Origin of the sequence: Lysinibacillus odysseyi 34hs-1 = NBRC 100172 (genome assembly GCF_001591965.1) — a bacterium.
Classification (GTDB): domain Bacteria; phylum Bacillota; class Bacilli; order Bacillales_A; family Planococcaceae; genus Lysinibacillus_B; species Lysinibacillus_B odysseyi.
On the sequence record NZ_BCVX01000017.1, the window covers coordinates 61,167 to 70,343 of the forward strand.

A 9,177-nucleotide genomic window follows, 5' to 3' on the forward strand; every position below is an offset into this window, starting at 1 on the left:
TTCGCCCCTTTTATTTTTCCAACTGATAGATTTTAAAAGTATTTCTCCCAAGACTTTTTCCCTTATATAACGCCTCGTCAGCGTAACGCATTGCCTGATCGGCCGTTAGCGGAGGTTCTTCTAAAAACACTATCCCTATACTAGTGGTAATTTCCAGCTTTGTATGCTGAATAATTATCGGTTCTTTAACCGTCTCATTAATTCGATGGGCGATTTTTTTCACATGTTCTTCATTCTTCATATTCAGCAGCAAAATAACAAATTCGTCCCCGCCCAGTCTCGCTACAAGCCTGTCGTCCACAATTTGTTGTAATCGTGCCCCAAACTCAATAATAACTTTGTCGCCGATTTCATGGCCGTATGAATCATTGATTTGTTTAAAATTATCTACATCCAATAACATAAGAACGAAAGGAGCGTTTTTTTCAGAAAGCATGGATATTGCTGTTTCTAATTGATCATTGAACATTCGGCGGTTAGGCAGCCCTGTTAACATATCATGGTAAGCGAAATATTTTAAGTGATCCTCCTGCTGCTTCTCATTTGAAATATCCCTGGCAATAAGCAACAAATGTAAAAACCGGCCGTCCTTATCATATACGGGTTTCCCCTTGATCTCTGTCCATATCCAGCCACGCTCTGTATGAAATGCCTTAAGCTTCACATCAAAGGCATCGCCTTTTTCAACAGCGGCTGTAAATTTAGAGGAGAGAATTTCTCTGTAGTCCGGGTGAATATTAAAAAACAGCTCCCGATTAAGAAGGTTTGTATGATCAAAACCGAAAATCTCTTTACTAGAAGGAGAAATGTATAGATATTTTAAATTTTTATCCATCAAAACGAGGACATCCTGAATATTTTCGGCGATCATTCGGTAATTCAGCTCACTCTCCAAATAATGCTCTGCCACCTTATCCAGCTCCTGCATGCTCTTCATAATCAAAAAGTATCCTATGAAAGCTTCTTCCTCTTTAATAGGGTTTAGGCGCATTAAACAGGATATAGTTGAATGATCTTTAGTAATTAGTCGAAAACGTTTATCTATAAAATACTGCTCACTTAAATAAAATGATTTACGATCTTCTTCGCCCGCTTCATTCGTGATGAATTGCTGAAAATGGCAATTTACGATATGATTCTTTTCAAAACCGCTTAAAGCTAAAAATGCTGTATTTGCATCAAGAATTTTCCCTTTTTTATCGAGATACAAGATTCCATCCGTATTATAGTTATATAGCGAGATGAGATGATTGCGTAGCCTCCTATATTCAGCAGCCATTTTTCTATTACACCCCCTTGTTCTTTGTTACTAGTCTTACTTTTACTTTACTATAATAATCTTAATTATTCTATATAAGAGAAAAGCAGAGGGAAAAAAATAAGAAGGGCGCAAGCGCCCTTCTTACTTATCTTATTTCACTTCGATTTATGGGAAACGTGGGAATTGACCGAAGTCTGGTTTACGTTTTTCTTTAAATGCGTCGCGTCCTTCTTTTGCTTCATCTGTTGTGTAGTAAAGAAGTGTAGCATCGCCAGCCATTTGTTGAAGACCTGCTAGACCATCTGTATCTGCATTCATTGCTGCCTTTAAGAAGCGTAGTGCAGTTGGAGACATTTCAAGCATTTCCTCACACCATTTAACTGTTTCATCCTCTAATTGCTCATATGGTACAACCGTGTTTACTAAGCCCATATCAAGCGCTTGTTGCGCGTCATATTGACGGCATAAATACCAAATCTCGCGTGCCTTTTTATGACCGACGATACGAGCCAGGTAGCCTGAACCGTAACCAGCATCAAATGAGCCTACTTTTGGTCCTGTTTGTCCGAAACGTGCATTGTCAGCTGCAATTGTTAAATCACATACGACATGCAATACGTGTCCGCCTCCAATTGCATAGCCTGCAACCATCGCTACGACTGGTTTAGGGATAACACGGATTAAGCGTTGTAGGTCAAGTACATTAAGACGTGGAATTTCGTCTTCTCCTACATAGCCGCCGTGACCGCGTACTTTTTGGTCGCCGCCTGAGCAGAATGCCATTTCCCCTTCACCTGTTAAGATAATTACACCGACGTTCTTATCGTCACGTGCACGTGAAAATGCGTCAATCATTTCCATAACCGTTTTCGGGCGGAATGCGTTACGCACTTCTGGACGGTTGATCGTAATTTTAGCGATCCCGTTGTAGAACTCATACTTAATATCTTCGTAAGTATGTAGTGAAGTCCATTGACGTGTTGTCATTATATAGTCCTCCTATCGAATGTATGAAATCGTTTCCTTTATTATTGTAGCAAACTCTGACGGATTTTCCACATGAATTGCATGTCCGACGTCATTTACTGTCAAATGCCGCACTTTTTTGTTTAATGCAGTCATTTCCCGGGCAATATTATCAAATTTTGTATCAAGCTTTCCCGTTATTAATGTTACTGGCATTTGTAGCTCTTTTAGTCTGTCCCATAATGGCGGCATCATTCCTGTGCCCATGCCTCGCAGACTGTTTGCGAGACCCTGAGCACACTGATCTAAGCGCTCTTTTCGGATTTGCTCTTGAACGCTTGCCGGAAGGCACTTTTGCGTAGCAAAAAGAGGGATGTTTTCCCAGCCATTTACAAAACTTTTGATACCATTGTCTTCTATTTTATCAGCCAACTGGCTATCAGCCTGTCTTCTTGCTATCCGCTCTTCCTCGGTTTTCAAGCCGGGAGATGCGCTTTCCAAAAAAAGTGTATCGATTCGGGTGGGATATTTCAGAGCATAGCTAAGGGCAATTCGTCCACCCATTGAATAACCGACAAGGCTAAACCTGTCCAGCTGAAGCAGCCTGCATACTTCTTCTAATACATTAATTTGGTAATCCATTTCATACAGTGACACATCGGCAGGGCTGTCTGTTTTGCCGTGCCCGGTACAATCAATGGCTATCACCCGGAAGCCGGAAAGCTGCCGGGCAATAGGTACCCATGTATGAGTGGAGCCAGTAAACCCATGCAGCATGACAATTGCAGGATCGGATGTATCATTCCAAATATGGTAATGGACATTCATCCCATTTATTTTCAAGAAAGCCATGTATCCAGCTCCTCATTAATCACTTGCCATAATTTGCGGTGTGTAAGTAGGTTTTCCTCTCTATCTGTCATTACCTCAATTAAACGAATAGGTTTTTGCTTCGGTTCAGCCAGCGCCTGTTCGAACGCTTGTTTATCTTCAGCTCTTGTATAGTGTAAGTCGTACATCGCTGCTAGATGTTCAAAGGTTAATCCAGTCGGTGTGCCGAAAAGATCCTCATAATGCCGCTCTACAGAAGCCTGGGGCAAGTAAGAGAAAATCCCGCCGCCATCATTATTCATTACGATTACAGTCATCTCCAGCTGCTGATAACGAGCAGCTACAAAAGCATTACTATCATGCAGGAATGCTAAATCTCCAATTAGTAAGTAGGAATGTCTCGACGGAGTAGCGGCGCTGTAGCCAAGAGCAGTGGACATAACTCCATCAATTCCATTGGCACCGCGATTTGCTGCAATACGGATATCCTTTACAGTCGGCATATGGAATGTATCAATATCACGGATCGGCATACTGCTGGAAGCAAAAACATCACTGTGCTCAGGCAATACGTTCATCATCATACCGACAAGAGCACCTTCGTCCTTTTCCTGTTCAATATAGTGCTCAATATGTGAGAGCGCCTTTTGCTGAGCCTGCTGCCATATTTCTGTATATACACGGTCCGCCACGGAATTCACAACAATTTCATTAAATGACTCATTGACACAAGCATGAATCGCATGTGTTGTCATATGGGTGGAATCCCGGAACATTGGGTCTTCATCAATTACTATATACTTGCTTGGCATTGCTTCCATTAAAAAGTTGGATAAAAACTTCGATACAGGCTGCGCACCGATACGAATAACTGTATCTGGTGCAGCCGCTTGCCTAAATGCTGCATTCTTCAAAATGGCATCGTAAGTTGAAATGATGTATGGCTCGCAGCCTTTCGGTACACTTCCGCGTAGTCCTGAAAGGCTTTCTACAATGACCGGCCATCCTAACTTTCTGATCAATTGCCAAATAAATTTACGGTCTGTATTTAATGGTAATTCCCCTACGATAACCAAGCCTTTTTTCGCCTGTGTTACCGTTTCCTCTATCAACTGTCGAGCTTCTGGTGCCAACCCGTATTTATTCCCCACTGCTGCAGTGAAGCGAGATGTCGGAAGTTCTTTAAAATCAATTAATAACGGCTCTCGAAACGGAATATTTATATGAACAGGTCCATACGGCGCGCTCATAGCAACAGCAATAGCCCTCGCCGTATGCCGTTCAACAAAAGGCAATGTTTGCTTTGCCTCATCCGGAATGGGATATTCAGCAAACCATTTTACCTGCTCTCCATATAAATGAAGCTGGTTGATCGCCTGTGGTGCCCCTACTTCACGCAATTCATGCGGGCGATCGGCTGTTATCACAATAAGAGGAATGCGTGCATTTTTCGCTTCTACAATTGCAGGATAATAATTGGCTGCTGCTGTACCTGATGTGCATAGTAAAATAACAGGTTTTCCTGAAGCCTTCGCAAGGCCAAGAGCAAAGAATCCTGCTGCCCGTTCATCCACCTGTCGGAACATTTCAATTTCCTTTGTATGTGCGATTGCATAAGCTAATGGAGTGGAGCGTGAACCTGGACTAACGACTGCCTGCTCTACCCCATTATTCACTAAACTTGCAATAATTGTGTATACATAATTTGATAATATTTCACGTTCACTCACCTAAATTTCCTCCTAAGGCGCGCAGCATCGGACGGAATTTCACCAATGTCTCTTCATATTCGGACTGTGGTGTAGAGTCCTCTACAATGCCGCCACCTGCATATAAAAAGGCACGGTCACCTACTAGGGCAGCTGAACGAATCGCCACTGCAAATTCGCCATTGCCATCTGCATCAACCCAGCCAATCGGCGCTGCATAAAGACCACGGTTCATCTGCTCGAAAGCACGAATCATTTCCATCGCTTCTTGACGTGGTACCCCACCTAAAGCCGGCGTAGGATGCAAGTGCTTCACAAGCTGAAGGATTGTTGCGTCTTTATTTAATATACCTTCTACAGGTGTATACAAATGCTGAATATCACGTATTTTTAATAGTTTCGGCTGCTTAGGCACTTTCACATTTGAACAGTTTTTCTTAAATGTTTCTGTAATCATCTCGACCACATAATGATGCTCGCCAAGATTCTTCTCATCATTTAATAAGGCCTGTCCTAATTCCTTATCTTCATCTGATGTTTGGCCGCGCCGGATAGAGCCTGCTACACAGGAAGAAAAAGCATGTCCTTCCTCTACCTTTACCAGTCGTTCGGGAGAGGCGCCGAAGAATAACATATCGTCATGTTCAAGTCCGAATAGATAACTTTCCGGCTGTTCATGAATGACATGTGACAAAATCTGAGGAGATGCTACCTTTTCTTCAAATTGAAGAGCTAATGAACGGGCAATGACTACTTTTTGTGCCTCCCCTGCTTTAATGCAATCTGTCACCTGCTGAATCGATTGTAAGTATTCTTCCTTGTATGGCTCTTGATAGCTTGTCATGACAGGCTTTTCATATGTTTTTACTTCCTTTACTTGTGCAGCATGGATAAGATGATCCCGCTCCTGTCTTAATTGGTCAAATATTTGTGCACTATTTTCTTTTTCCGTAATATAGTGAATGCTCACAAATGCTTTGTCATGGCGGATAACCAGCTGGAAGGTTGCAACGGCAAAAAAGCTGTGCGGAAAGGCAGACCATTCACCTAATGTCTTATTTTGCGGATCAAATGTAAACCCGCCAAATAAGATTGGCTGCAGATCCTCTTCTTTTACAATATTTTTCGTTAACTGCTTCCATTCCTGTGCCACTTCATCGTACCGTGTATGTCCGGTATTATTCTCAATTGTATAAGCATGTCCAAGGCCTACAAGCGTAAAAGTTTTTTCGCGGTTTTGCCAAAAATACCGTTCACCCTTATATTTTTCACCGGCAGCAAAGAAAGCAAGGGCTGATAGCCGGTTTACCTCAATTGTTTCCATATAAAAACGGCGCTTTACATTCAAAGAGCCCACTTCTACTTCAGTGGCATTGTACCACTTTTGTTGCATGAAAATTACCTCCGTCTTTGCAAAATAAGCTAATGAAACAAGCTCTAATTGCCATCGTACATTTTTCAACAATATCTATATTATCATATCACTTTTTGTCTTAAACCTGTACGAGAAAGGCACACCTCTACCCTTTTTCTTGCTGTTCGTATAAAATAGGATAGTACAGTTTAGTTGAAGGAGAGAAATTTACGTATGACCAAAGTCATTGAAGCCGAGAGGGGCTTTAAAGTATGGTGGCATCTTACAAGGCCTCATACATTAACCGCTTCTTTTGTGCCTGTTTTTTTAGGGACAACCATCGCCTTAACGGTGGAAGGGGAAAATATTAATTTCCTGTTATTCTTTGCCATGCTCGTAGCAAGCATGCTCATTCAGGCTGCTACGAATATGTTTAATGAGTATTACGACTATAAATTGGGTCTTGATAATGAAAATTCTGTAGGTATTGGGGGCACAATCGTACGCCATGGTGTGTCACCAGGCACTATTATGGGCATTGCTTTAGGCTTTTACGGCATTGCTCTGCTGTTAGGTATTTATATATGTGCGATGAGCTCCTGGTGGTTAGCAGCAGTCGGACTTGTCTGTATGCTGATCGGCTACTTATATACAGGCGGACCTTATCCGATTGCTTACTCTCCATTTGGAGAACTCGTTTCAGGTATTGTGATGGGAATGGGCATAGTATTAATCGCCTTCTTTATCCAAACAAATACAGTGACACTGGATGCTGTTTTACTATCAGTGCCTAGTATGGTCCTAGTAGGTGCGATTATGCTTTCCAACAATATAAGGGATATTGTCGGAGATACGGAAGGCGGACGGAAAACGATGGCCATTTTAGTGGGTCGCAGCAACGCGGTTTATATCCTTTCCTTATTTTTTATCGTGTCTTATCTATGGATAGCAGGTTTGGTTATTATTGATGGTATTACTTACTGGGCATTAATTGTATTGCTCAGCATTCCCAAACCTATTAAGGCAATTGATATTTTCCGCCTTAAAAAGGAACCGCTTGAGGTAATGCCTGCAATGAAATTCACCGCCCAAACAAATACTATCTTTGGGTTCCTGTTAGCAATCGGCTTGCTAATTGATTATTTACTTTTCTAATTATGTAATTTTTATAGCAGTATTTTAAAGAAAAAGGAGTTCCCTATAAGTCTGTACTTATGGGAACTCCTTTTTTATTCCACCACTTCTTTATCCGCATGGTCAATACATGTTAAAGCTGTTGGCAGCGCTTCTAACCGTTCATATGGAATCTCCCTTCCGCAAATCTGGCATCGACCGTATGTGCCATCTTCTATAGCTTGCAGGGCAACTTTTATTTCTTCTATTTCCTCTTCCCGGAATTCCTCGATGGCCATTTCAGTAATTAGAGTCGTATAATCTGTTGCCATATCTGCGGGATGATTCCTATCAAAATCCGTTAATTCTGTAGACTCTACTTCATCCTCTGTTGCTAATAAACCTTCTGTCTCTCTTAGCTGCCACTGTAATTTTTTTTTCAAATGATTTAATTGTGTCTGTCTCACTAAAAGCACCCTCCTGACATTTAATAGATCCTAGATAAAAGAATCGGAGTATATCAATGTAGATTGAAAGGCAAATCTATATTCCTGCTTTTATATAAAGAAGGTAATAAACCGAGTAGAAAAAGCCAGACGCAGTACATATACTCTTTTTAGCACGGTCTACTAATCCTGCAAGCTAAAAATGTTCCATTAGCTAATGGCTTTAACATATACAGTTTTATTTCCTCTATAGAAGTTTTTAAACATAGAAGGGTACGAAGAACATTTAATCCATCTGTGTATAATGGACAATGCTTGCTGTTAGAAATTGAGTTGCCCCCGAGCCTGCACGGCTATCATAGTATTCAGTAAACCGCTGATCTGCCACATACATTTGGGCAAGGCCTGCATGTGCTTCTTTTGTATATTTTGGCCAGTAAAAGCAAAGCCAGCGCTTATGAAGTTCAGCAGCTTCCTCTGCTATCGCAGCCGTTGGATCCCCTAATTCCATTGCTTCTTTTAAGCGTTCCAACAACCTTCCTTCAAGTTCCTGTACAGCTTTATATTGCTCTGCTGTCATATTTTGAATCTTGCTATAGGCAGCTAATACTGAGTCTTCTCCGTACTTTCCCCGTATTTCCTTTCCAAAATTCAGTTCGTTATCATCAATCATCTGCTGTTTGAATCCTTCAAATTTCTGTTCATTTGTCATAGTTAAACCCTCCTCGATTGATTGGATACTCATTTCCACTGTTTCCAGCAGACCCATAATATAATGTTTTTTCTGCAACAATGCCTTTTGGTGCTGTCGTAGACTCTTCAATTGCTCAAAGCCTTCTGCATTTAAAATATCTTTAATTTGATCCAGTGGCATACCCAATTCCCGAAAAAACAAAATTTGCTGCAATCGGTCGATATGCTGCTGTTCATAAATTCTATATCCCGTTTCTATCTTCTTTTCAGGGATAAGTAAGCCAATTTCATCATAATAACGTAAAGTTCTCGTCGTTATACCCGATAATTTGGCTAATTCATGGATGTACATTATATCTCACCTCGTTGTTAACTATAAGGGTTTACGTAACGATAAGGTCAAGTAATTAACTATAGAAAACATAAAAAAATCCGAAACGATTAAATAATCGTTTCGGATTTTTGATGACCCGTACGGGATTCGAACCCGTGTTACCGCCGTGAAAGGGCGGTGTCTTAACCACTTGACCAACGGGCCAATGGCGGAGAAGGAGGGATTTGAACCCTCGCGCCGCTTACGCGACCTACACCCTTAGCAGGGGCGCCTCTTCAGCCTCTTGAGTACTTCCCCAAAAAAATGGCTCCGAAGGTAGGACTCGAACCTACGACCAACCGGTTAACAGCCGGTTGCTCTACCACTGAGCTACTTCGGAATAAACTATATGGTGGGCCTAAATGGACTCGAACCATCGACCTCACGCTTATCAGGCGTGCGCTCTAACCAGCTGAGCTATAGGCCCGTCT

At 41.6% G+C, this 9,177-nt stretch carries 8 protein-coding genes and 4 tRNA genes; 1 reads left to right on the plus strand and 11 read right to left on the minus strand.

Going from position 1 to position 9,177, the window contains the following annotated elements; genetic code table 11:
- Positions 1–10: 10 nt before the first annotated feature.
- The 5 genes from BOD01S_RS21195 to BOD01S_RS21215 all read right to left on the minus strand — a co-directional run bounded on the left by BOD01S_RS21195 (position 11) and on the right by BOD01S_RS21215 (position 6,160).
- On the minus strand, positions 11–1,279 hold the full coding sequence (locus tag BOD01S_RS21195; protein WP_052124699.1) for a sensor domain-containing diguanylate cyclase: 1,269 nt from the start codon (positions 1,277–1,279) through the stop codon (positions 11–13).
- Between the two features lie 147 nt (positions 1,280–1,426).
- Positions 1,427–2,248 carry a 1,4-dihydroxy-2-naphthoyl-CoA synthase gene (gene menB / locus BOD01S_RS21200; RefSeq protein ID WP_036151013.1) on the minus strand — a complete coding sequence of 274 codons (822 nt, stop codon included), beginning with the start codon at positions 2,246–2,248 and terminating at the stop codon, positions 1,427–1,429.
- A gap of 12 nt (positions 2,249–2,260) precedes the next feature.
- Positions 2,261–3,079, minus strand: coding sequence for a 2-succinyl-6-hydroxy-2,4-cyclohexadiene-1-carboxylate synthase (menH, locus tag BOD01S_RS21205; protein ID WP_036151011.1), 819 nt, complete (start codon positions 3,077–3,079; stop codon positions 2,261–2,263).
- Complete coding sequence (gene menD / locus BOD01S_RS21210) at positions 3,067–4,788, minus strand: 2-succinyl-5-enolpyruvyl-6-hydroxy-3-cyclohexene-1-carboxylic-acid synthase (protein ID WP_036151009.1); 1,722 nt, start codon at positions 4,786–4,788, stop codon at positions 3,067–3,069. Before menD ends, menH begins: the two co-directional genes overlap by 13 nt.
- A complete protein-coding gene (locus BOD01S_RS21215; protein WP_036151007.1) occupies positions 4,781–6,160 on the minus strand; it encodes an isochorismate synthase in 1,380 nt (459 codons plus the stop codon). Before BOD01S_RS21215 ends, menD begins: the two co-directional genes overlap by 8 nt.
- Positions 6,161–6,355: 195 nt before the next feature.
- On the opposite strand from BOD01S_RS21215, the gene BOD01S_RS21220 reads away from it, so the two are divergent.
- Positions 6,356–7,276: a 1,4-dihydroxy-2-naphthoate polyprenyltransferase gene (locus tag BOD01S_RS21220; RefSeq protein ID WP_036151006.1), complete on the plus strand. Its 921-nt coding sequence runs from the start codon at positions 6,356–6,358 to the stop codon at positions 7,274–7,276.
- Between the two features lie 74 nt (positions 7,277–7,350).
- Here the strand turns inward: BOD01S_RS21220 and BOD01S_RS21225 are convergent, their stop codons facing one another.
- The 6 genes from BOD01S_RS21225 to BOD01S_RS21250 form a co-directional block, all read right to left on the minus strand.
- Positions 7,351–7,701, minus strand: coding sequence for a TraR/DksA C4-type zinc finger protein (locus BOD01S_RS21225; RefSeq protein ID WP_036151004.1), 351 nt, complete (start codon positions 7,699–7,701; stop codon positions 7,351–7,353).
- 265 nt (positions 7,702–7,966) lie between these two features.
- Positions 7,967–8,725, minus strand: coding sequence for a MerR family transcriptional regulator (locus BOD01S_RS21230; protein WP_036151001.1), 759 nt, complete (start codon positions 8,723–8,725; stop codon positions 7,967–7,969).
- Between the two features lie 114 nt (positions 8,726–8,839).
- Positions 8,840–8,911, minus strand: a tRNA-Glu gene (locus BOD01S_RS21235).
- 2 nt (positions 8,912–8,913) lie between these two features.
- Positions 8,914–9,004 (minus strand) — tRNA-Ser (locus BOD01S_RS21240).
- Between the two features lie 7 nt (positions 9,005–9,011).
- Positions 9,012–9,086, minus strand: a tRNA-Asn gene (locus BOD01S_RS21245).
- Between the two features lie 10 nt (positions 9,087–9,096).
- A tRNA-Ile gene (locus tag BOD01S_RS21250) sits at positions 9,097–9,173 on the minus strand.
- Positions 9,174–9,177: the final 4 nt, after the last annotated feature.

What these genes read in the sequence shown, in the direction of transcription:
- BOD01S_RS21230 (WP_036151001.1), bottom strand. Translation starts at nt 8,725, where the DNA reads ATGTACATCCATGAATTAGCCAAATTATCGGGTATAACGACGAGAACT.
- BOD01S_RS21215 (WP_036151007.1), bottom strand. Translation starts at nt 6,160, where the DNA reads ATGCAACAAAAGTGGTACAATGCCACTGAAGTAGAAGTGGGCTCTTTG.
- menH (WP_036151011.1), bottom strand. Translation starts at nt 3,079, where the DNA reads ATGGCTTTCTTGAAAATAAATGGGATGAATGTCCATTACCATATTTGG.
- BOD01S_RS21220 (WP_036151006.1), top strand. Translation starts at nt 6,356, where the DNA reads ATGACCAAAGTCATTGAAGCCGAGAGGGGCTTTAAAGTATGGTGGCAT.
- menB (WP_036151013.1), bottom strand. Translation starts at nt 2,248, where the DNA reads ATGACAACACGTCAATGGACTTCACTACATACTTACGAAGATATTAAG.
- BOD01S_RS21195 (WP_052124699.1), bottom strand. Translation starts at nt 1,279, where the DNA reads ATGGCTGCTGAATATAGGAGGCTACGCAATCATCTCATCTCGCTATAT.